This is a genomic window from Chryseobacterium sp. HNCC26DJ240 (assembly GCF_057180485.1).
This window is the reverse complement of record NZ_JBXUGK010000007.1, coordinates 25087-48589: the sequence shown is the minus strand read 5'-3', so window position 1 is coordinate 48589 and position 23503 is coordinate 25087. Positions and strand designations below refer to the sequence as shown.

Annotated in this window: 18 protein-coding genes and 3 tRNA genes; 7 read left to right on the top strand and 14 right to left on the bottom strand. The window is 35.0% G+C overall.

The genetic code is table 11. The features are described 5' to 3' along the window. Positions 1-88: 88 nt before the first annotated feature. The 4 genes from AC2A1G_RS14485 to AC2A1G_RS14470 all read right to left on the bottom strand — a co-directional run bounded on the left by AC2A1G_RS14485 (position 89) and on the right by AC2A1G_RS14470 (position 1037). Positions 89-484, bottom strand: a complete 396-nt coding sequence (locus AC2A1G_RS14485) for a hypothetical protein (RefSeq protein ID WP_484047626.1) — start codon at positions 482-484, stop codon at positions 89-91. A 242-nt stretch (positions 485-726) separates the two neighbouring features. Beyond that, positions 727-799: transfer RNA gene (locus AC2A1G_RS14480), tRNA-Met, on the bottom strand. A gap of 46 nt (positions 800-845) precedes the next feature. Beyond that, positions 846-918 (bottom strand) — tRNA-Met (locus AC2A1G_RS14475). A gap of 46 nt (positions 919-964) precedes the next feature. Next, a tRNA-Met gene (locus AC2A1G_RS14470) sits at positions 965-1037 on the bottom strand. 102 nt (positions 1038-1139) lie between these two features. On the opposite strand from AC2A1G_RS14470, the gene AC2A1G_RS14465 reads away from it, so the two are divergent. The 5 genes from AC2A1G_RS14465 (at position 1140) to AC2A1G_RS14445 (ending at position 8486) form a co-directional block, all read left to right on the top strand. Then, entirely contained in the window at positions 1140-1751 is a 612-nt protein-coding gene (locus AC2A1G_RS14465; RefSeq protein WP_484047625.1) for an L-threonylcarbamoyladenylate synthase, read from the top strand. A gap of 103 nt (positions 1752-1854) precedes the next feature. Next, a complete protein-coding gene (gene yaaA / locus AC2A1G_RS14460; protein ID WP_484047624.1) occupies positions 1855-2613 on the top strand; it encodes a peroxide stress protein YaaA in 759 nt (252 codons plus the stop codon). 3 nt (positions 2614-2616) lie between these two features. Then, positions 2617-4455 carry a hypothetical protein gene (locus AC2A1G_RS14455; RefSeq protein ID WP_484047623.1) on the top strand — a complete coding sequence of 613 codons (1839 nt, stop codon included), beginning with the start codon at positions 2617-2619 and terminating at the stop codon, positions 4453-4455. A gap of 5 nt (positions 4456-4460) precedes the next feature. Next, positions 4461-5339 carry a peptide chain release factor N(5)-glutamine methyltransferase gene (gene prmC, locus AC2A1G_RS14450; RefSeq protein WP_484047622.1) on the top strand — a complete coding sequence of 293 codons (879 nt, stop codon included), beginning with the start codon at positions 4461-4463 and terminating at the stop codon, positions 5337-5339. A gap of 648 nt (positions 5340-5987) precedes the next feature. Continuing rightward, positions 5988-8486, top strand: coding sequence for a pectate lyase family protein (locus AC2A1G_RS14445; protein WP_484047621.1), 2499 nt, complete (start codon positions 5988-5990; stop codon positions 8484-8486). Between the two features lie 89 nt (positions 8487-8575). Here AC2A1G_RS14445 and AC2A1G_RS14440 read toward each other — a convergent pair whose 3' ends face one another. From AC2A1G_RS14440 to AC2A1G_RS14420, 5 genes are all read right to left on the bottom strand, one after another. Beyond that, positions 8576-9247 (bottom strand): rhomboid family intramembrane serine protease, encoded by a 672-nt coding sequence (locus AC2A1G_RS14440; protein ID WP_484047620.1) that lies wholly within the window; start codon positions 9245-9247, stop codon positions 8576-8578. An 11-nt stretch (positions 9248-9258) separates the two neighbouring features. Beyond that, positions 9259-11844 carry a DNA gyrase/topoisomerase IV subunit A gene (locus AC2A1G_RS14435; protein WP_484047619.1) on the bottom strand — a complete coding sequence of 862 codons (2586 nt, stop codon included), beginning with the start codon at positions 11842-11844 and terminating at the stop codon, positions 9259-9261. Then, positions 11834-12313 (bottom strand): hypothetical protein, encoded by a 480-nt coding sequence (locus AC2A1G_RS14430; RefSeq protein ID WP_484047618.1) that lies wholly within the window; start codon positions 12311-12313, stop codon positions 11834-11836. The genes AC2A1G_RS14435 and AC2A1G_RS14430 overlap by 11 nt, the downstream gene beginning before the upstream one ends. Before the next feature lie 36 nt (positions 12314-12349). Next, entirely contained in the window at positions 12350-14248 is a 1899-nt protein-coding gene (locus tag AC2A1G_RS14425; RefSeq protein ID WP_484047617.1) for a DNA topoisomerase IV subunit B, read from the bottom strand. Between the two features lie 249 nt (positions 14249-14497). Beyond that, the gene (locus AC2A1G_RS14420; RefSeq protein WP_484047616.1) at positions 14498-15268 is read right to left on the bottom strand and encodes a TIGR00266 family protein; all 771 of its coding nucleotides are present in this window, start codon (positions 15266-15268) and stop codon (positions 14498-14500) included. An 86-nt stretch (positions 15269-15354) separates the two neighbouring features. On the opposite strand from AC2A1G_RS14420, the gene AC2A1G_RS14415 reads away from it, so the two are divergent. Next, positions 15355-16503, top strand: a complete 1149-nt coding sequence (locus AC2A1G_RS14415) for a methionine aminotransferase (RefSeq protein ID WP_484047615.1) — start codon at positions 15355-15357, stop codon at positions 16501-16503. Between the two features lie 85 nt (positions 16504-16588). Here the strand turns inward: AC2A1G_RS14415 and AC2A1G_RS14410 are convergent, their stop codons facing one another. Further along, entirely contained in the window at positions 16589-17353 is a 765-nt protein-coding gene (locus AC2A1G_RS14410) for an SDR family NAD(P)-dependent oxidoreductase (RefSeq protein ID WP_484047614.1), read from the bottom strand. 89 nt (positions 17354-17442) lie between these two features. After that, positions 17443-18390 (bottom strand): helix-turn-helix domain-containing protein, encoded by a 948-nt coding sequence (locus AC2A1G_RS14405; RefSeq protein WP_484047613.1) that lies wholly within the window; start codon positions 18388-18390, stop codon positions 17443-17445. 273 nt (positions 18391-18663) lie between these two features. Here AC2A1G_RS14405 and AC2A1G_RS14400 point away from each other — a divergent pair, with 273 nt between their 5' ends. Continuing rightward, positions 18664-19539 (top strand): hypothetical protein, encoded by an 876-nt coding sequence (locus AC2A1G_RS14400; protein WP_484047612.1) that lies wholly within the window; start codon positions 18664-18666, stop codon positions 19537-19539. 87 nt (positions 19540-19626) lie between these two features. Here AC2A1G_RS14400 and ychF read toward each other — a convergent pair whose 3' ends face one another. From ychF to AC2A1G_RS14385, 3 genes are all read right to left on the bottom strand, one after another. Next, a complete protein-coding gene (ychF, locus tag AC2A1G_RS14395; protein ID WP_484047611.1) occupies positions 19627-20718 on the bottom strand; it encodes a redox-regulated ATPase YchF in 1092 nt (363 codons plus the stop codon). A 99-nt stretch (positions 20719-20817) separates the two neighbouring features. Then, positions 20818-22785: an AAA family ATPase gene (locus AC2A1G_RS14390; protein WP_484047610.1), complete on the bottom strand. Its 1968-nt coding sequence runs from the start codon at positions 22783-22785 to the stop codon at positions 20818-20820. 96 nt (positions 22786-22881) lie between these two features. Next, a complete protein-coding gene (locus tag AC2A1G_RS14385; RefSeq protein WP_484047609.1) occupies positions 22882-23433 on the bottom strand; it encodes a ferritin in 552 nt (183 codons plus the stop codon). Positions 23434-23503: the final 70 nt, after the last annotated feature.

The following is a 23503-nucleotide window of genomic DNA, read 5'->3' as shown; positions in this document are numbered from 1 at the left end:
TCCGCTAAAAACCTTTTGTGTCTTTTGTGGTTAAAAAAAAATGAGAACCAAAGTTGATTCTCATTTTATAATTTTTATGATTTGCCAATTAGCTAACGATGTATTCAGTGATAACAGGCTGGTCTTTTTCGTTATCCCACTTCATTTTCCAGTCTTCTTTTACATCCATATCGATGTTTGCCTGCTTCATGGGTGCAATATATCTCACGTTGAAAGCAATATCAAACTCATCTTCGGAAGTTTCTGTTACTTTAATGTCTGAAACATGGTGCGTGGTATTTCCCAGCATGTTGTTTTTAGATTCTGTAAACCAGTTGTTGAATCCTTCGTGACCAGTGAACTCGTCATTTCCCGGAAACTTCATTTTTACATCGTCAGAAAGATACTGTGTGAAGTAACTGTTCTCGTCAAGCTGATCAAAACGCGTGAACCACGTTTTCATAAATGCTTCAATTTTCTCTACCTTTTCCTGCTGTGTGCTCATAGATTTTATTTTAATGTGAATTATATTGTAGTTGACTGATCAATTTAGGTTCAAAAATCTGATTTCTAAATTCCAACCTAAATTCAAATGCAATCTAAAAATTTTAATTCTGAATTTCAATAAAATTTTGAAAATTATATTTCTTTTTTCATCAGAGTATCCAAAATATCCATTTTTTTTAAATGAAAATAAGTTTTAAACAAAAAAAAGAGAACTACTTTCGTAATTCTCTTTCAATCTAGTAGCGGGAACCGGACTCGAACCGATGACCTTCGGGTTATGAGCCCGACGAGCTACCTACTGCTCCATCCCGCGGTGTTTCTTTTAAATCGTACCGACTGTAACGATTGTAATAAATTAGTAGCGGGAACCGGACTCGAACCGATGACCTTCGGGTTATGAGCCCGACGAGCTACCTACTGCTCCATCCCGCGGTGTTTCTTTTGAATCGTACCGACTGTAACGATTATAATAAATTAGTAGCGGGAACCGGACTCGAACCGATGACCTTCGGGTTATGAGCCCGACGAGCTACCTACTGCTCCATCCCGCGATATTGGATTGCAAATATACGACAATATTTTACAATTCCTAATATTTCTTTTAAATAAGGGATTTCACAGGAAATAATTTTAATTATTACTATCTTTGTTCTATGGCTAAAATACTCAGAATCTACCCCGACAATCCTCAGGAAAACCTTATCAACGAGGTCATTAAAACCCTGAACAACGGCGGACTCATCATCTATCCGTCTGATACAATCTATGCTTTGGGATGCAATATTTTCGACATCAAAGCCATGGAAAAACTTGCCCAAATCAAAAAGCAGAAGCTCGAGAAAGCAAAATTCTCAATTATCTGTAATGATTTAAGCCATCTTTCAGATTTTACGAGACCTATTGATACATCAGTTTTCAGGTTTTTGAAAAGCCACCTTCCGGGACCGTTCACTTTTATTCTGGAAGCCAACAAAAGTTTACCTTTAGCTTATAAAAATCACAAAACAATCGGGATCAGAGTTCCTGATCATCCGATTCCGCAGCTGATTGTGGAGAAACTGGGACATCCAATCGCTTCGACTTCTATTCACGACGACGATGAAATCATCGAATATTCTACCGATCCGGAACTGATTGCCGAGAAATATGATCATCTGGTTGACATCGTAATTGATTCCGGATATGGCGATAATGTTGCGTCAACGATTGTTGACCTGACATCGGGGGAACCGGAAATCATCCGTCAGGGAAAAGGTATTATCTAAATTCAATGTTGAAAATTCAAGATTGAATATTTAATATTCGCGAAAATCTTGAATCTTAAATTTTAAATCTTGAATTTTGAGTCCAAAATCTTAAATTTAATTCATGAAACTCATTACTTCACCAGCAAAATTGATGAATGTAGAAAACACGACCGATCATCTGAGATCTTCTACGCCAAAATTCATTGATGACGCAGCACATATTCACAAATATTTAAAGGAGAAAACACCGAAATATCTTTCAGATTTAATGGAAATTTCGTCAAAACTCGCTGACGAGAACTGGGAAAGAAATCAAAAGTGGAGTGCCAAACCGACAGCAAAAAATTCCGCTCCGGCAATGTTTGCCTTTACGGGCGAGGTTTACAGAGGTTTAGATGCGAAAACTCTGGATAAAAAAGCGGTGGATTATCTTCAGAAAAATTACAGAATTCTTTCAGGATTGTATGGTTTGCTGAAACCTTCGGATAAAGTAATGCTTTACCGTCTTGAAATGGGTCGACCGTTTGAATTTGAAGAGTATAAAAATCTTTATTCGTTTTGGACAGAAAAAGTGACAGAGCAATTAAATTCTGAATTGAAAAAGAATGAAATTGTTCTCAATCTTGCGAGCAATGAGTACTTTAAAGTGATTGATAAAAAGAAACTCAATCATCAGGTTATCGATTTTGATTTTTATGAATTGAAAAACGGGAAACCTAAAACTATTGTTGTTTACACGAAACACGCGAGAGGTTTGGTCGTAAGATTTTGTGCTGAAACCAACGCAAAAAATTTAAATGATGTAAAAGCTTTCAACTATGAAGGCTACAGGATTGATGAGGAAAAATCGACAGGTACTAATTTAGTTTTTGTCAGGTAAATCATGAAAGTCCTGACTGAACTCTTACAATTCGCCCTAAAACTTGTTTTCACAATGAGTTTCATGGTTTGCTGTTCGCAGGAAAAGAAAATCCTTTCTATCAACGGATTTCTTGACAATCATACTTATAACAGTGCTTACGGAGACACAATAGAATATACTTCAAAAAATATTTTCTCTGTAACTGAATATAAAAAACCCCAGAATAAAGACAGCATTTCTGCCAGATTCAACGGATTGCCATATGCGAAGCAGACCTACACAGAATATTTACAGGATGGAAGGAAAAAGTACAGGCAGTACAAATCTTCAGAAACTTTTATAACTGAGAAATTTCATTATGATAAAAATGAGTTGATTCTGAAAGAAACTGTTGAAAGTAAATATGGAAATTCTTATAAATGGCTTTTCTATAATCCTGACGGACTTTTAGATGAAGAAATTTATTATACATCTGATCAGAAAAAGGAAAATATCTTTGAAGGCTACACCAAATATCACTATTCTTCAGATGAGAAAAAAACTACTGTTAAAATAATTGATTACGGTTATGATTCTTTGGCCAACGAAGAAAAATACGAATTTGAATTCCCGATACTTACTAAAACAACTCCTCTTTACCAATCTAAAGTTCACGAATACCGTTGGATCAACGGAAAATATCAACCGACTAAAATAAAAGATTACATTGTCGAAAATCGTGACGTAACCTTTGAATACGATGAAAACGGTCGTTTGACATCAGAAATTTGGTATCAGAATCACAACAGTCTTGAAAATAAAACCGAATTTTCTTATTCAGACAATGATAAGAACCAAACCGAACAGCAATATCATCTTTTAGGAACTGAGAAGTCTACAAAAATAACCCGACAATATGATGAGCACAAAAACCTGGTTTTTGAGCAAAGTATAGAGTATACAGGGCATCCACTGAGCGAAAATACGTTTGAATACGTATACGATAAACAGGGAAACTGGACCTCAAAAAAACATTTCAGAAAAGATGTGGATTTGGGAATTAATGCAGAAAAAAAACTTATAGATTACGAATATCGTGAGATAAAATACTACAGTTCTGCCACTGTTCAAAGAAATTTTAAATTACCTGAACTTCCTGAAATAGCAAATTCGATACGAAATAATATTCCTAAAATTGCAATTCAAAAGAAAAAGAAAATTGAAAATTTTGATAACGCAGTAAAAAACGGTGATTTTGAAAGCCAAATTAATCTGAAAAAAGCCAAAAATATTGAGGATTTTACTCCGGAATTCTGGACTTTAAAAGTCAAAGAATTTGGTAATTTGGATGACGAACCCGGCGATGAAGCCGTTTGCGTTTATGAAACTCCGGTTGAAGGAGATTTGGGATTCGAACAGGCACTTGTAATCTTTAAGAAAGCAGGTGAAGACTGGACTTTGTGGCATCAATCTACCAATCCCATACTATCTACAGCCCACGGCGGAATGATGGGAAATCCGTTTGAGGGAATCAGCATTAGAAATAATACAATAATTGTCAGTCATTTTGGTGGAAGCAGGCAAAAATGGAGCTACACCCATCGGTACAGATTTCAAAATCAAAACTGGTACCTCATTGGTGCAAGCGTAAATTTTGGGTCGCCGTGCGATTACTTTGACTCTTTAGATTACAATTTATCGACGGGAATCGCCGTGTTTGAGCACAGTTCGGAAGACTGCAGTGACAATGTAGACAAACCGAAAACAAGCCGCTGGAAAGAAAAAGTCAACAAAACAATACAGTTGCCTCTGATGGATGAATTTTCTGTCGGTGAAAATAGGATTGAACTAAAAACAAGAAAAACAGAGATGTTTTATTAGAAAAAATGACATTTTCAGATTTAAAAAAAAATTTTGTACAGCAACTTTCAGAGATTTATTCCGAATCTGAAAGCAATTTTGTTTTTCAGATTTTTGCTGAATCAATTTTTGAATTGAATGCAGTTCAGCAGCGGCAGTTTTCTAACGAAAATATTTCGGAAGATATTCAGATTCAATTTGAAAACATTATTTCAGATTTGAAAACCGGAAAACCTTATCTTCAGATTTTAGGCGAAACCGAATTTTATGGAATGAAGTTTTTTGTAGATGAAAACGTTTTAATTCCAAGACCTGAAACTGAGGAATTGCTGGAAATTGCTATTCAAAAAATCTCAGATCTCACACGAAGCAAAGCCGAACTGAGCGTTGCTAAATCTCAAATCTCAAATCTCAAAATCCTCGACATAGGAACCGGCAGCGGCATCATTCCTTTGGTTTTGAAGAAGCATTTTCCCAACGCAGAAGTTTCCTCCATTGATTTTTCGGAAAAAGCTCTGGAAACAGCAAAGAGAAATGCAGAATTTCATGATTTAAATATTAATTTTATTCATGCAGATTATTTGAATTTAGATTTAAATGAAAAATTTGATGCTATTATTTCAAATCCACCTTACATCGGAGTAGATGAAGAAACGGAAATCGCTGATTCTGTAAAAGAATTTGAGCCGAAAATGGCTCTTTTTTCTCCGACTTCAGATGCATTGATTTTTTACAGAAAAATTGCAGATGACTGCGGGAAATATTTAAATAAAAACGGTTTGGTTTTCCTTGAAATCAATCAGAAACTGGGTCAGGAAACTTTAGATTTATATCAAAATTTAGCGCATTCTGAACTGATTCAAGATCTGAGCGGAAATGACCGTTTCGTTTTTGCAATCAGATAAACTTTGGTGTTATTTTTGTAATTAATTTGTCCTATTTTTCTGAAATATGACTTAAAATTATTTTTGATTCCAGAAAATCAGTAAATACATGTTTTTATATTTAAATGATTCAATTCTTTTTCAAATATAAATTCTGGTTTACTCTATTCACTCTCATCTATCAATTCCAAAACTTCATTGTATTTTCATTGCTATAATTGTTTATCATCATTTTCTACCCTTCATTATTGCTTAAAAAGAAGCTATAAACATCTCAACTCGAAATAATCCATGATATTTATCATAAAATTTTTAAATCATTCAAAATTGATAAATTCCTTAACATTTTGCGTAATATTTAGTTAACATTCATTAATTGACTTGCGAAATTATCATCACTAAAAGTCAATTATAATTATGAATAATTAAATTAAATCTACTTAAATTTTTCTATAAAGATTATCGTAAAAGTAACTCTAAAGCACTCTAGTCTCGATATATTTTTTACATCGAGGACCATCATACATTACAAAATCGACAGCAGAAAATTCATTTCATTAAATTTTAACAAGAAATTAATTTCATATTATTTTAATATATATATTTAGTGCAATCGATTACAATACAGCAAATAAAAATTAATGTTAAACAAATTAAAACTTACTAATCATGAATAAACAGCTACTTTATTTATTATTATTTCTCGGTTTTGTAAACATCAGTGCACAAAACGTCACGATTACACAGGAAACCGGCTGGATGGAAACAGCGTACATCAAATGGACACCAGTTAGCGGAGCTGACAGCTACAAGGTTTACTACACAGGCGGAAATTTTACAGACAAAATCATTGACACGCAACTGATTCGTAATTATGGAACATATTACAGAGCCGATGCATTGGGATTGAGTCCTGGTGTTTACACGCTCAAAGTTGTACCGGTTACAGGAAATGTGGATGGCCCAGCAACAGTTTCAGGCCCGATTACGGTTACCGCTCATGACAGATCAGGTTTTGCGCACAGCAACGGAAGAGTTCCCGGAGCCTATAATCTTGACGGAACACTGAAAGCCAATGCCGTGGTTTTATATGTAACCCAGGATACAAAAAACACAATTTCATTAAACGTAACAGGAGCAAACGCAAATCCATGTGTTGGTTTACAGACGATTTTGGATGGTTTTAAAAAAGGTTTGGACACACGTCCACTTGCCATCAGACTTATTGGAAATGTTACTGACCCAAATTACCTGCTTAACGGGGATGCTGTGATTGAAAACAAAAAAATAGCAGCCAGTTCGATCACATTCGAAGGTGTAGGGTCTGACGCTTTGGTCAACGGTTGGGGAATCAGAATAAAATCTGCGACCAACATTGAGGTTCGTAACTTAGGTTTTATGCTGACGGATGCTTCTGAAGGTGATAATTTGAGTCTTCAGCAAGACAATACTTACATTTGGGCTCACAACAATGACTTATTTTACGGCGCTCCGGGATCTGATGCTGATCAGGCAAAAGGTGACGGTGCTCTTGATTCTAAGAAATCATCTTATGTAACATTTTCTTACAATCACTTCTGGGACAATGGGAAAAGCTGTCTGTTAGGTTTGAGTGAAGGCACAACAACAGATCTTTACATTACTTATCATCACAACTGGTTTGATCATTCTGACTCCAGACATCCACGTGTACGCTATTTTTCGGCACATATTTACAACAATTATTATGATGGAAATTCCAAATACGGTGCGGGATCAACTTTAGGTTCTTCTCTCTTCGTTGAAGGAAATTACTTCAGAAACTGTAAATATCCTATGTTGATTTCTAAACAGGGGACAGATATTGCCGGCGGTGCACCAGGAACTTTTTCTAACGAAAACGGAGGAATGATAAAAGCTCACAATAATTTTATGACAGGTCAAACTGCTTTTGTACCTTACAGCTCATCAGCATTAACCCAATTTGATGCTTATGTGACAACCAACAGAAGTGACGTTGTACCAAGCAGCATTACCGCATTTCAGGGAAGCGCTGTTTATAATAATTTTGACACAAACACGGCATTATACATCAATTCTCTTGTAATTGATACTCCTGTTGTTGGTAGAGATAAAACCATGCAATACTCAGGCAGAGTTTCTGGTGGGGACATCAGCTGGACATTCAACAATTCGGTAGACGATACAAACTCTTCTGTAAATACAGGATTGATGGCAGTATTACAGAACTATACATCGCAGTTGGTTTCTGTACAGGGAATTGCCGCTCCGGTAGCGAGTTCTCAAACATTGACAATACCGGCAAACAACGATCAAACAGTAACCACATCAACTGCAATAGCACCGATGATATTCACCTGGGGAGGAACTGCAACGGATGCTACAGTAACGGGATTGCCTGCTTCGGGCATCAGTTTTGTGAAAAATACAGCTAATCAAACCATTACTGTTTCCGGAAATCCAACAGATGACGTCAGCTTTACAGTGAATACCGTTGGCGCATCCGGGACATCGGTTTCGGGAACGGGCAGCATCAGCGTAGTTCCTGCCGGAACTCCACAGGGAAATGAAATTCATAATTTTACGACATCAGGAACCGGAAGTACTTTCTACACATTTACGTCAGCGAATATGAATTCCACAGACGGATCTGCAAGTTACGACGGACTGACATTAACAAAACGTCTAAAATTAGAATCAGCTACTTCGATAGCGTATAATACAACTCAAAGTTCGACCCTTACTTTAGTTCTTGATCCTACATTTACAGGAACTGTAAAATTTGACAATGTAAATTACACTGCCTCATCAGGTATCATCAATATTCCAAATGTTGCTGCGGGAGCACATACCATTACTAAAGGAAGTGTAGCCAATTTATTTTACATCAAAACTGTGTTCAATACAACCGGAACTTTAGCAACACAGGAAAGCAAACTGCAAAAACTAACAGTATTCCCTAATCCTGTTACGTCAATACTTACGGTTTCTACTCCGAACAATAATCCTGTAGAATCTATCATTATTACTAATTCAGTAGGGCAAGTTTTGAGAACAATCATTGAGAATACCACAAAAGTTGATATGAGTAATCTCAGCAATGGCTTATATTTCTTACAGATCAAAACGAAGGAAGGAATGTTTAACCAAAAAATAATTAAAAAGTAAAACACCTGCTTTTCTAAAATAACTAAGCCATCTCAAATTGAGATGGCTTTTATGTTTTTAAGAATTTAAACAAAATTAAATTCAGCTATTTAACCGATTTTTTTTCTTACAAATATTTCGAATGCCAGATATAAAAGAGGTAATGACATTATTCCCAGATACAGTGAATTTGTCATCGCTACATCAGGCTTCACTAAAACCGCATAAATCAACCCGAAAAACGCACCTCCTAAGTGTGCAGCGTGCCCCAAATTATCCCATTGTTTAGGATATAACATCATATAAACTGAATACCCAAAGTAAAGTGCACCAAATAAATATCCCGGCACAAAATTGATCGAAACATCATTCGGAGCCAAAGCTACAGCCGCAAAAATAATTCCGGAAACTCCTCCACTGGCACCCAAAGCTGAATAATAAGGTTGGTTTCTGTAGATAAATAAACTGAATAAATTTCCTGTTAAAATCGCTCCAACATAAATAATTAAAAAGCCAGAAATTCCGAAACCCTGCACATATCCTAAACCTGTAAGTGCTCCGTTAATTGCCGTTCCAGCGAACATGTAAAGAGAAAACATATTCATAATTAAATGCATTTCATCTGCATGCAAAAAACCGGAAGAAAGCAATCGAATGTATTCTTTTCTATTCTCAATCGAGCTTACTCTGAATAGATATTTTTGTTTAAAAGCTTCATTTCTGAACGCATAGAAGCTAATAATACAAGTTATGGCGATTAAGCCGATCAATATAGGATTCATCTTATTTTTTTCTAATTTTCATTTTCATCTTCCTGAAAAAGATCTCCGATAGTTCCACCTTCATCATCCGGAGATGGAGTAAAATCAGGCTCTTCATACACTTCAGGCTCCTCCTCTACAGGCTCAGGAATGGTGATATTGATTGTTTTCACTTTAAATTTAGTGAACTGATTTCCGATGGCTTTAATTCCCTTTACTGTAATAAATTCGTCGATATTGATGGTCTCAGGATCTCTGTCTTTCCCTTTGTCTTTCGCAAAAATAATCTCAGCAGTTGCACCGTTGCTTACAATCACATTTTCAATAAATGATTTTGGATGTTCCGAAGGCATAAAGGTTTGAATATGTGTGTTGTTTTCAAATAAAAACCTTTTGATGAAGTAAATGTCCTTTTCTCCGTCAAAATAGATGCAGGTTACTGGTTGCTCGGGTTTCCATTTTTCGAGGATTAAATATTCGTCATCAAAACGGTTTCCAAGATCAAATGAAACCAATTTCGCTTCACCGTTGGTATTGACTGTCAGAATTTTATCATCACCTTTAAAATTACCTAAGAAAGTTCCTCTCACATCTGCATTCAGCCTTCTCACCGTGTCATCGTACCAGATTTTTCTCGGAGCTAATGTAGAAACACCTTCTTCCTTTAAATCAACTTTTTTAACTGAATATTTGGTAACTAAATTTCCTTTAGAATCTCTTCCTTTAATGGCGAGTTCAGAGAAATCAATATCCATTTTATTTTTTCTGATTCTTGGGTTTGGTTTCAGTAAAATACTCACAGTTTCTGCTTCACCGTTCGGGTTTGCCGAAAAATAAAGCGTTTCTGAAAACTTTTTGTCTGAAGCTAAAGGATAATCTGTATTTCTCGTCACGCCCGTCACAGAAAAGCGTTTCATGTAATAAGGACCTTCCCTGCCCTCACGGTAAATCATGTTGTAGACCGTGCGTTTATCGTTTTTCTTCCAGATGGCAACATGCAGAATGTCTTTTCCGATGAAAGTTTTTGGTTCCACTTTTACGACTTTCATACTTCCGTCTTTTCTGAAAGTGATAATATCGTCAATGTCTGAGCAGTCGAACAGATACTGATCTTTTTTAAGCGAAGTTCCGATAAAACCTTCTTCAAAATTGGCGTAAAATTTCTCATTCGCCACAGCAACTTTTGTAGCATCAATCGTATCAAAAATTCTGAGTTCAGTTCTTCTTTCTCTTCCTTTTCCGTATTTTTTCTGTATGTTTAAGTAATAATCAACCGCATACTGAATCAAATTGGCAAGATTAAATCTCACCTGCTCGATTTTCCCTTCCAATGCAGCAATATTTTCTTTAAACTTATCTAAATCGAATCTTGAGATTCTTTTGATTCTGATTTCAGTTAATCTTAAAATATCTTCCTGCGTTACCGCCCTTAAAAGGTGAGCTGTGTGAGGTTTTAAGCCATCATCAATGGTTTGTAGAACATCTTCCCAGGTTTCTACTTCTTCAATATCGTGGTAAATCCGGTTTTCAATAAAAATCCTTTCCAGTGAAGAAAAATGCCAGCTTTCCTGCAATTCATGAAGCTCGATTTCCAATTCTTTTTTAAGTAAAGAAACGGTATGATCGGTATTCATTCTGAGAATTTCCGAAACGTTCAAAAACATGGGTTTATCTCCTACAATCACACAGGCATTCGGCGAAATTGTAACCTGACAATCGGTAAATGCATAAAGCGCATCAATCATTTTATCCGGCGAAACATCATTATGAAGATGAATGAGAATTTCTACAGCATCTGAGGTGTTGTCTTCAATTTTCTTGATTTTAATCTTCCCTCTTTCATTGGCTTTCAGAATAGAATCAATCAAATCTGAAGTATTTTTAGAAAAAGGGAGTTCGGTAATAACCAAAGTATTTTTGTCACTCTGAGAAATCTTGGCTCTGGCTCTCACTTTTCCGCCTCGGTGCCCATCGTTGTATTCTGAAACATCAAGATAACCTGCCGTAAGAAAATCAGGATAGATTTCAAACTTTTTTCCTTTAAGATAAGCTACTGAAGCACTGATTAACTCATTAAAATTATGCGGAAGAATTTTGGTAGAAAGCCCTACCCCAATACCTTCGACTCCCTGAGCCAAAAGCAATGGGAACTTTACGGGTAAATCTACCGGTTCGTTATTTCTTCCGTCATAAGATTTAGACCAAACCGTAGTTTTAGGATTAAATACAACTTCGAGAGCAAAAGGGGTAAGTCGTGCTTCGATATATCTCGCCGCGGCGGCAGAATCTCCTGTATAAATGTTCCCCCAGTTTCCCTGAGTATCAATCAGCAATTCTCTTTGCCCAATTCCTACCATAGCATCAGTAATAGATGCATCGCCATGAGGGTGGTATTTCATGGTGTTTCCTACGATGTTGGCTACTTTGTTGTACCTGCCATCTTCCAACTCACGCATCGAGTGCATGATTCTTCGCTGTACGGGTTTAAAACCATCAAAGACAGAGGGGATAGCTCTGTCTAGAATTACATAAGATGCGTAGTCGAGAAACCAGTCTTTGTAAAGTCCTGATACTTTTTTTAGACTTTCACTTTCGTGAGCGTGTTCTTCATTCATCATTTACTTTCTCCTTATTGTTTTTGATCACTTTATTGAGTGAAAATTTGAGATCATTTAATTCTTTTCCCGTCAGATAAGAAATTTCATACTTTAATATGGCATTTCCGCTTTTGCTGTCGATGGTGATGTACAGTCTTTTAAAAAAAAGGAAAGTGAAAGTTTCAAATTTCACAAATTTATATTTGGGAAACTCATCACTGAACGCCTTGCTCATAAACGGTACAATACTTCTGTTTCTGAAATGTAACGCTTCGCCATCGCTGTCATACTCAAAAATCTGTTTTCCATTGAGATAAAAGATAATGAGCAATATTGTGGGTACTATAATGAACAAATATGCCTCCAAACCAAGTAATTGAAACCGCATTTCTTCGGCAAAAAATGCCAAAATCCCAATCATCAGAAACATGATCAATGCGGTGTTTATAAAGTTATACAGCGGTGCTTTCCGTTTGTTACTGAGTCTCATTTTTTAAAATCAGTTGTCTAGTTTAGTCGTGGTTGTTTATATCGCTTCAGAAATAACTTCTTTTTTATCTATTTCAGAATCATCTTCCACTACAAGGTTTTCAAGGATGAAGGTTTGCCTGTCGGGTGTATTTTTACCCATATAAAATTCCAGAAGTTGATCAATCGTCTGATCTTTTCCGATAACAACAGGCTCTAAGCGAATATCTTTTCCGATAAAATTTTTAAATTCATCCGGAGAAATCTCTCCAAGACCTTTAAATCTAGTGATTTCAGGATTTTTGCCTAATTCATTTAAAGCTTTCACCCTTTCCAGTTCAGTGTAGCAGTATCTTGTTTCTTTCTTGTTTCTTACTCTGAAAAGAGGTGTCTGAAGAATATATAAATGTCCGTTTTTGATCACATCAGGGAAAAACTGAAGGAAAAATGTAATCATCAGCAAGCGGATGTGCATTCCGTCGACATCGGCATCAGTAGAAATAATAACCTGATTGTATCTTAGATCTTCAAGACTTTCTTCAATATTCAAAGCAGCCTGAAGAAGGTTAAATTCTTCATTTTCATACACCACTTTTTTAGTTAAACCGTAGCAGTTTAATGGTTTTCCTTTTAATGAAAATACAGCCTGAGTTTCTACATCTCTGGATTTTGTGATGGAACCTGATGCAGAATCTCCTTCGGTAATGAAAATCTGAGTTTCAGCCTTTCTTTCGGCTTTCTGGTCGTTATAATGCTGTCTGCAGTCACGAAGTTTTTTGTTGTGAAGCGACACTTTTTTCGCTCTTTCTCTCGCCAGTTTCTGGATTCCGGAAAGTTCTTTTCTTTCTCTTTCAGAAATCAAAATCTTACGCTGAATAGCTTCCGCAATTTCAGGATTTTTATGAAGAAAATTATCGAGTTTGTTTTTTAAATAATTGATAACAAAGGTCTTAATCGTCTCCAATTCTTTCCCTTCACTGTCCTGCCCCATCGTCGCAGAACCTAATTTAGTTTTGGTTTGAGATTCAAAAACAGGATTACCAACGTTAATATAAACCGCACCAATAATCGCTTTTCGAATATCTGTAGCTTCAAAATTTTTATTGAAAAACTCACGAATGGTTTTCACATACGCTTCTTTAAAAGCATTTAAATGCGTTCCTCCTTGAGAAGTGTATTGTCCGTTAACAAAAGAAAAGTAAGTTTCGGACTGAGATTTGTCTGAATGGGTAATCGCCAATTCCATATCTTCATCTTTGATATGAATGATTGGGTAAACGATTTCGCCGTCAATTTCCTCTTCCAATAAGTCTTTCAGACCGTTTTGTGATTCATAGACTTCACCGTTGAAATATATTTTTAAACCTAAATTAAGATAAGTATAATTGCGGAGCATTTTCTCTACATATTCATTTCTGAATTTGAAGTTTATAAAAATGCTTTCGTCAGGTGTAAAAGTAATTTCTGTACCATTTCTCTCGGAAGTTTCAGTTTCGTCATGAAGAATATCCAATCTTCCCTCACGGAATTCGGCAATTCTCATTTTGCCTTCACGCACTGATTTTACTTTGAAATAAGTCGATAGGAAGTTGACAGCTTTTGTCCCGACACCATTTAATCCGATAGATTTTTTGAAAGCACCGTCATCATATTTCCCTCCCGTATTCATGATGGAAACCACGTCTACGATTTTACCCAAGGGAATCCCACGGCCATAATCACGTATAATCACAGTACCATCCTTGATTTTCACATCAATTCTTTTTCCTGCCTTCATTCTGAATTCGTCGATGGAATTATCGAGAACTTCTTTCAGCAAAATATAGATTCCGTCATCCACAGACGAGCCATCTCCCAGCTTTCCGATGTACATTCCAGGTCTGAGGCGTACGTGCTCCCGGGGCTCGAGAGTTCTTATATTTCCTTCGTTATAATTCGACTGTAAATCTTGTGACATATATAAAATCAGTAAACATACAAAAATACGAAATTGACAAAAAAAATACGAATTTTTCCTACTTATTTTTCTATGATTTATTAAAAATAACCAAAAAGTGGGATGTTTGATTTAATTTTAAAAAGCCACCCAGATTTTTAGCCGGAATTTAATTGAATATTGAAAATTACATTAAACAAAATCCATTGAACCTGTAAGAAAAAGACGCAACAAAATCTGTTACGCCTTCGATATTTTTTCATTAAAATTTTAATCCAAAATACTTCCTAAACCACCTAAAATACCACCCTCTTCTTTACGACCTCCGCTTCCGAACTGCAAAATTTTACCAGCAAGACGTGAAATGGGTAAGGTTTGAATCCAGACTTTTCCCGGCCCTTTCAACTGTGCAAAAAACAACCCTTCACCTCCGAATAAAGTATTTTTCACGCCACCCACAAACTGAATATCGTAATCCACATTCTTAGTAAAAGCTACGATACAGCCGGTATCAATCTTCAAAATTTCCCCGGGCTGAAGTTCCTTTTCCATTACGTGCCCGCCGCTGTGTACGAAAGTCATCCCGTCACCTTCCAGTTTCTGCATAATGAAGCCTTCGCCTCCAAAAAGTCCTGTACCCAGTTTTTTCTGAAACTCAATTCCTACCGCAACTCCTTTTGCAGCACAAAGAAAGGCATCTTTCTGACAAATCACTTTTCCACCAAGCGCTTTCAAATCCAACGGAATAATTTTTCCGGAATATGGCGCCGCAAATGTGACTTGTTTTTTCGTTTTATCAATATTGGTAAAGACCGTCATAAAAAGATTTTCGCCTGTCAGCATTCTTTTTCCGGCAGAAAAAAGTTTTCCCATTAAACCTTTTTCGTTTCCATCGCCAAAAAGTGTTTCCATCTTTACACCTTCGGTCATCATCATAAAACTTCCCGGTTCCGCAATGACGCTTTCCTGAGGATCAAGCTCAATTTCCACACACTGCATTTCTTCGCCGTGAATCCTGTAGTCAATTTCGTGGTTATTCATGTTTAATTTATTTTTATTTAGTTAAATTTTTCTGTCTTTTCTTTAAAAATGCCCTAATTTTAGATATTCAAATTAAAAATTGCCCGATGATACAACTTCCTTTATCTAAACTTTCTAATGTGGGAACCACCATTTTCAGCCAGATGACACAACTTGCCAATGAAAATGAAGCCATCAATCTTTCTCAGGGTTTCCCAGATTTTCCTGCAGATCCCGAATTACTGAATCTTGTAGATCACTACCTCAAAAAAGGATTTAATCAGTATGCACCGATGGGCGGAATGTTACCATTAAAAGAAGAAATTGCGAAAAAAATTGAAAAATCCCATCAGGCAATTTATCATCCCGACACAGAAATCACGGTTACTGCGGGAGGAACTCAGGCGATTTTCACAGCTATAGCAACTTTGGTAAAAGATGGCGACGAAGTGATTATTTTTGAACCTGCCTACGATTGTTACGAGCCAACTGTAGAGCTTTTCGGAGGAATTGTAAAGAGATTTAAAATGAACGCTCCCGATTATTCAATCGATTGGAATGAGGTGAAAAAATTAGTTTCGGAGAAAACAAAACTGATTATTCTCAACAATCCGAATAATCCGGCTGGTAAGATTTTAAATGAGAATGACTTTCAAGAACTCATTAATATTGTAAAAGGAACTTCGATTTTTATTCTGAGCGATGAAGTGTATGAAAACATTGTTTTTGATGGTAAACAACATTTGAGCGTCTGCAAATATCCCGAATTGAAAGAAAGAAGTTTTCTTGTTGCTTCATTCGGAAAACTTTTCCACGTCACAGGCTGGAAAATAGGATATTGTGCGGCTCCGAAAAATTTGACTGATGAATTTAGAAAAGTACATCAGTTCAATGTTTTTTCTGTCAACACACCAATTCAGTTAGCCTTTGCTGATTATATGAAAAATGAAGAGAATTACTTAAATATAAACCAGTTTTTCCAGCAAAAAAGAGATTTGATCAGAAACGGACTTTCAGGAACTTCGTTTGAACTTCTTGATTGTGAAGGAACGTATTTTCAGGCTGTGAAGTACGATAAAATTTCCGACAAAAAAGATCTGGATTTTGCACATGAATTAACCATCAATCATAAAGTTGCCACAGTTCCTTTTTCATCATTTTATAAAGATAAATTGAATGAAAATGTAATCAGACTTTGTTTTGCCAAAAAAGATGAGACTTTGGAAAAGGCTTTGGAGAATCTTCGAAAACTTTAAAATAAAAATCCCGCAGATTAAACATATTTTACAGATATAAATCTGCTCAATTTGTTTAATCTGCGGGAAAATTTAAATCTTTGATCTAAAAGAACATTCCTCCCGAAACCTCAATTCTCTGAGCCGTGATCCATCTTGCATCTTCTGTGCAAAGAAAGGCCACCACTCCACCGATATCATCTGGCAAACCTGCTCTTCCTAAAGCAGTATTGTTTGAAACCATCGCATTCACATTCTCATCGTCCCTTGTTCTTCCACCACCAAAATCGGTTTCAATAGCTCCTGGAGCAACTGCATTGACTTTTATTTTTCTTGCTCCCAATTCTTTCGCCATATATTTACTCAACTGGTCAACGGCAGCTTTCATAGAGCCATACACCGAAGAACCCGGCATTGCAAATCTCGCCAGACCTGAAGAAAGATTTACGATTCCGCCATTATCATTTATGAATGGTAAAAATTTCTGAGTCAAAAAGAAAACTCCTTTAAAGTGAATATCTACCATATCATCCAACTGCTCTTCTGTAACTGCTGCAATCAGCTGGTATAAAGCTGTTCCTGCATTATTGATTAAGAAATCGATGTTTCTGCTTCCTGTATTTTCTTCCAGATGATCGCCAACTTTTTTCACAAATTCATCAAAAGATTTTACATCTTTGGTATTCAGCTGATACGCAATTGCTTTTCTTCCCAAAGCCTGAATTTCAGCAACCGTTTTATCGGCTTCTTCTTTATTGGAATTATAAGTGATAATTACATCTAAACCCTTCTCAGCAATTTTTAAGGCTGAATTTTTTCCTAAACCGCGACTTCCTCCTGTCACCAAAGCAATTTTTGTTCTTGTTTCCATTTTTTTTGTTTGTTTTTGACAATACAAAGTTGAGACAAATTCAGACCAAAGTTTTTGTCCTAATCAAACCAAAATTTGCAAAATTCAAATCATACCCGAAATTCGAGTGGAGCGAGAGATGTTTTTTTCTTGAAGAAGTTTGAAAAATGGGCAATTTCTTCAAAACCTAATGCGTAAGCAATTTCAGAAACCGTCCACTGTGTTTGTTTTAAAAGAATTTTTGCTTCCTGAATAATTCTTTCAGCTATAATTTCTGTGGTGGTTTTTCCTGTGCTTTCTTTTAATTTTTTATTTAAATAGTTTACATGAACAGCTAATCTGTCTGCGAAATCTTTTGCAGATTTTAACTGAAGTCTCTGCTCGGATGTTTCAATCGGAAATTGTCTTTCAAGTAATTCGATAAATAAAGAAACCACTCTCATCGAAGAATCGTTTGAAGTGGAAAGCTTTGATGCTGGCTGAAGTTTTTGCCCGTAATGAATGAGCTCTACGACATAATTCCGAATTAAATCATATTTAAATATATAATCGGATTCAATTTCACTTTTCATTTTATTGAATAATGGCTGAATCTCATCAGCAAGTACATCATCAATCTCAAAAACAGGAATATTTCCTGGCTGAAAAATCGGCAAATCCTGCAAACTGCTGTGTGTACGGTTTTGAAGAAAAAAATCCTCAGTAAAAACACAAAAAGTTCCCGCCTGATTTTCATCTTCCGGAACATAATGATAAGGAACTTTGGGCGTTGCAAAAAGTAGCGCATTCTTTTTGATAGAAATTATTTTGTCCGCATATTCTGCTCTGTTTTTACCTCTTATTAAACTTATCTTATAATATTTTCTCCTGTTATATGGCATTTCAGAGGTTTTCTTTACACTTTCTAATGTTTTATCAATATCAAAAACATTAAAATGACCAATCTCTTTATGCAGACCTTTTGGAAGAAGAGTTTCTACATCTTTTCCCATTTTTATGGCAATTTCTCTGTAAAAATCTTCAAGGGAAGCGTAAGAAGTGTGTGCGGATTTTTCCATGATGTGGATTTGTAAAAATCAAATATAAAGATTTTGATAATATAAGCATAATTAATTATCAAAATACATTATAAATCCTTTATTCTGAGAATGATGATATGAGTTAGTCAATTTTATTTTGTCATGTAAAAAATTCCTTGATTATTTAAATTACTTATTTCATTGAATAAAACTTGCTCTAAAAATTGCTTTATTCAATCAAAAATGCCCCTTTTGAGTGATTTTCAAATCATTTGTTTTAGTCTAATTTTATACAGTCAAAAATTAATAACTATGAAAACTTTTACCAAAGGCCTATTTATTGTCGCATTATCTGCAGGCTGGATTTCTACATTTGCACAATTGAATTTTAAAGATGAAAAGCTGAAACTTTTAGATGAATTATCAGCCGTTTCTAAAAATGATATCAAAGGCGTCCTGAAAGAAAAGGGATACAGCTTAAAAGAATCAGCGGAAGTGAACGGATCATCTATGTATCAGTTTGCCAACTCATCAAACAAACAGAGTATTACGTTGGCATATATCAACAAAAGTAAGCCATACGGAATCACATTCCAAACAGAAAGCAGCATCTCGGGAGCCCAATCTGAACTAAAAGAAAACCGTTTTCAAAAGGTTGATGATTCTGATGACGAATATAAAAAAGAAGGTTATAAAAATTGGTACCGTGTGTATCCGGGTAAAGAAGATAGTTCAATCATGCTGCTGACGCAGGAATATTACGAAACAATCCCTTCAAAAAGCGACAGACCAGTCACTTACAGTAAAATGAAAGATTTATTCGGACTCAACAATCAATCCGTGAAAAAATCTCTGAGTAATAAAAAATACTACTATCAGCAAGACATGGACGAAAAAAATGGAAGACTAAATTATGAATACTTTACTGATCAGGATTATGATTTGGATATTAAAATCGCCTTCGATGCAGGAAAATCTGTAGGGATTGAAGTTAATGGAATTACAAAAGATGAATACAACGCTTTTGAATCATGGGCAAAAGCAAATAATTTTGTAGAAGGAGAATCGAGCGGATTAACCACAAAACAGGTTATCTGGAAAAGTAATGATATGATGGCTGTTTTTAGGTATGAGGTGGGATATGGTGATAACATACCCATAAGTATCGGATTGTACAAATTCAATTAAAAATCTTTGAAAAAAAAAAAAAAAAAAACGCTCCCAAAAATTAATCCGGAAGCGTTTTTCTATATAACTAACTTTTACTTGGTCATCTTAAACATTGAATCTGAAGTGCATCACATCACCATCCTTTACAATGTATTCTTTACCTTCCACTCTCATTTTTCCTGCTTCTTTTACTTTTGCTTCAGAACCGTAAGTCATAAAATCATTGTAGGCAATCACTTCTGCACGGATGAAACCTTTCTCAAAGTCTGTATGAATTACACCTGCCGATTGAGGCGCCGTCCAGCCCTGTCCGATGGTCCAGGCTCTTACTTCTTTTACACCGGCAGTGAAATACGTTTGAAGTTTTAATAAATCATAAGCCTTTCTGATAAGACGGTTAACTCCCGGCTCAGTAAGACCTAATTCGTCTAAGAATATTTCTCTCTCTTCGAAAGTTTCCAGTTCGTTGATGTCGGCTTCTATCTGAGCAGCTAAAACTACAGTTTCAGCATTTTCATTTTTAGCCATTTCTTCAATTTTTGCAATCCAGTCGTTTCCGTTTTTGATTGAGTTTTCGTCAACATTACAAACATAAAGAACCGGTTTATTGGTCAACAACTGTACTTCACTAATGATTGCAGCAGTAGCATCATTCGTTGCAAACTCTCTTGCGTTTTTGCCGTCTTCCAGATGTTTTTGAAGATTTTGAAGTGTTTCGTAGGCCAAAATATCTTCTTTCTTTCCAGATTTGATGAACTTTTTAGCCTTTTCAACCGCTTTCGCTACAGTCTCCATATCTTTCAGCTGAAGCTCAATGTCGATAATTTCTTTATCTCTCAAAGGATCCACAGAACCTTCTACGTGTACAATATTTCCGTTGTCGAAACATCTCAAAACGTGAATAATCGCTTCACATTCTCTGATGTTTGCCAAAAACTGATTTCCAAGACCTTCACCTTTACTTGCTCCTTTTACAAGACCTGCAATATCTACAATCTCCACTACAGCAGGAATTACTTTCTCCGGAGTGATGATTTTTTCAAGCTCAAATAGTCTTTGATCCGGTACAGAAACTGTTCCCAAATTGGGTTCGATGGTACAGAAAGGATAGTTCGCTGACTGTGCTTTTGCGTTGCTCAGACAGTTAAAAAGAGTTGATTTACCTACGTTTGGCAAGCCTACGATTCCACATTTCATATGATAAAGTTCAATGTTTAAGGTTTGAAGTTTAAGGTTGTTTTACCTTTCACTTTTAGCGTGCAAATATAGTGAAGTTAAACTGTATTAAAAAATGATTTATTTATAATTGGATTTTTGAATAAAATCGTACATTCTTTCTATAATCGATACAATCTTTTCGTTTGTTTTAAAATCGTCCCAGCTTATTTCTTCTTTTTCAACTAAATCTAAAACTTTATAACTTACTTCTGCTTTATTCATTAAAGTCCCTTCGGTTTTATCCCAAATTTTATTTAACTCCGGAACATTAGCTTTGATATTTCTCAAAAGTTTTCCAATATATGAATTCTTGTAAGTTTCTTCTTTCTTCCTTACTAAAGAACTTGATATTGAGTTTTGAACTCTCTTTAAATCCTCATTTGTTTTTATCTTTTTTTTATTACAGTAATGAATTAAGATTTTATCCCAAACATTAAAAGGTAGAAGGTTTTCAATCTCTCTGTAATCTTTTGTTGTATGATATTCAAAGTTTTGATTATTTTTTGCTATCATCTCATAAACATTATGTTTACTATCCTTGTATTCACCATCATAATCAGAAATTAAAAATATTTTATTGTTGATGGAAAAAGCATTGATCTTTTCTTGCAATTCTTCTTTATCAAAATTATAATGATCAATATTACTTCCTGCATATTCAATGAAAGCAAATTCAATGTCTTCTTTTGGATAAGGTTTTTCCGTACTTTTACAATATGCTTTTAAGAAAGCTTTTAAGTAATTCCTATCTGAAATTCCCTCCACCCAAATTGAGCAATTTGCAAGAAAGACTGAAGAATTGGTCACACCCAAATATTGAAGTGCGGAGTTATCGCCGTGATTTACATTCTTTACTACAAATTTATCTTTGTTGATTTTATTAAACAGAAAAATAGAGATATCATCTTTTTCAATTGTAAGATCTAAAAAGTGATTTGAATGTGTAGAAATAAAGTAAGTCAGCTTTTTTTCTTTTAGAAACTTATTTTTTGTAATCTGCTCCAGAAACAGTCGCTGCATTCCCGGATGAAGATTTATTTCCGGCTCATCGATAAAAATTAAGCTTTCATTTTCGCAAGTGTAAATTTTATACATTAAGATAAATAATGCCTGAATTCCATCTCCTAAATGATGTAAATCATTACTTTCTCCATCTATATAAACATTAATTATTTCCGCTTCATCCTTACCATTATGTTTATCATAAATATTAAATTTTGCAACAATTTCAATTCTTTTACCGTGAAAAAAATTCTCTGAAAGAAATTTTTCAAATTTTTCAAAAGATTCCCTTTTGTCTTTTACATCGTTTCTAATATTTACAATTTGATAATACAAATCCAAACCTGTAAAAATTTCTATTTCTTCGTCATTAAGTTCGTAACTTTTAATAATTGTGTTTTTAAAAATATCTTCAGAAATTTTAGAATATGATGTCTTTTCTTTTTTATTAAAAATGGAATGAGCAGTTCTGAGTGTTGGGATAAAAATATTTTTAACATTGATTCTGTTAAGATATACATCATACATTTTCGAAAGTAAATTAAAAAGATTACTTAATAAATCTAATTTTTTAGTTTCAACAAATGCCCCATTTATATAATACTTTAAATTATAATAGTTTTCTGTATAAGACTTTATGAATTTAACAACTTCCAAATTAATTGCTACGGTAGATAAAATTTCTTGCTTATCATTTCTTCTTTTAATTTCAAATAATTTGAATGTAATATGACCTGTAATATCCATTATCAAATCTACATTAACTCCGGGTACAGAAACTCTAGTTCCTGTAAAATATGCATCGAATTTTAAGTTAGTAATAATATAATTAATGTATTTTATTTTTTTCTCAATCTCATCAAAACTTTCATATCTAATTTTTTTTAAGATTATCTCTCTGAGAAATCTACTTTTGCCACTATTGTTAGCACCAATCAAAATATTGATATATGATGCATCGCACAATCTTTCCAAAATTTCATTACATTCATTATGGTAAGACTTTAATGTATCGTAATTATCTAGAATTAAATCAAATCTCATTATTAGTTTTTCTTCAAAAATAGCAAAACTAAATCACAAAAAAAATCTGCCAATAACATGACAGATTTCCGTGAAATAGTATTTCCACAAAGTGTTTTATGGGTTGGCCCCTGTCGCATTTTGTGCCAGTTCGGCATCATCCGGAAGCGTTTCCAAAGTCTTATCCAGCGTGAATAACGATTCGTCGCTGGCTCTGTCTCCACCTGCAATTTTCAGTTTATCAATCAGGTTCATTGCGAATGTTTCTTCTTCAATCTGTTCTTTTACGAACCACTGAAGGAAATTCCAGGAAGCCCAGTCTTTTTCTTCGAAAGCAATATTAACTAAGTTATAGATCGCTGTTGTATTGTCAACTTCATGCTGAAAGACAAGGTCAAAACAGTTGGAAAGACTGGTAGGTTCTGGTCCCGGCGACTCTAAAGCCGTGATTTTTGGTTTACCCCCTCTGTTTAAGATATATTGCATAAACTTTACGGCATGGTCTCTTTCTTCCTGAGCATGGCGAAAGAGAAAATTTGAAATTCCACCATAACCCTTATCGGCTGCCCAAATTCCGTACGAGAAATAAACTCTTGACTGTAAGTCTTCGGTATTCATTTGGTCACTTAGTGCCTGCTCGAGTCTTTGTGAAAGTCTGTTGGTATTCATAATTGTATATTTTTTAGTGATGTACTTAATGATACAAAAATGATTCCGTGGTAAACTATATGTTGGAAAT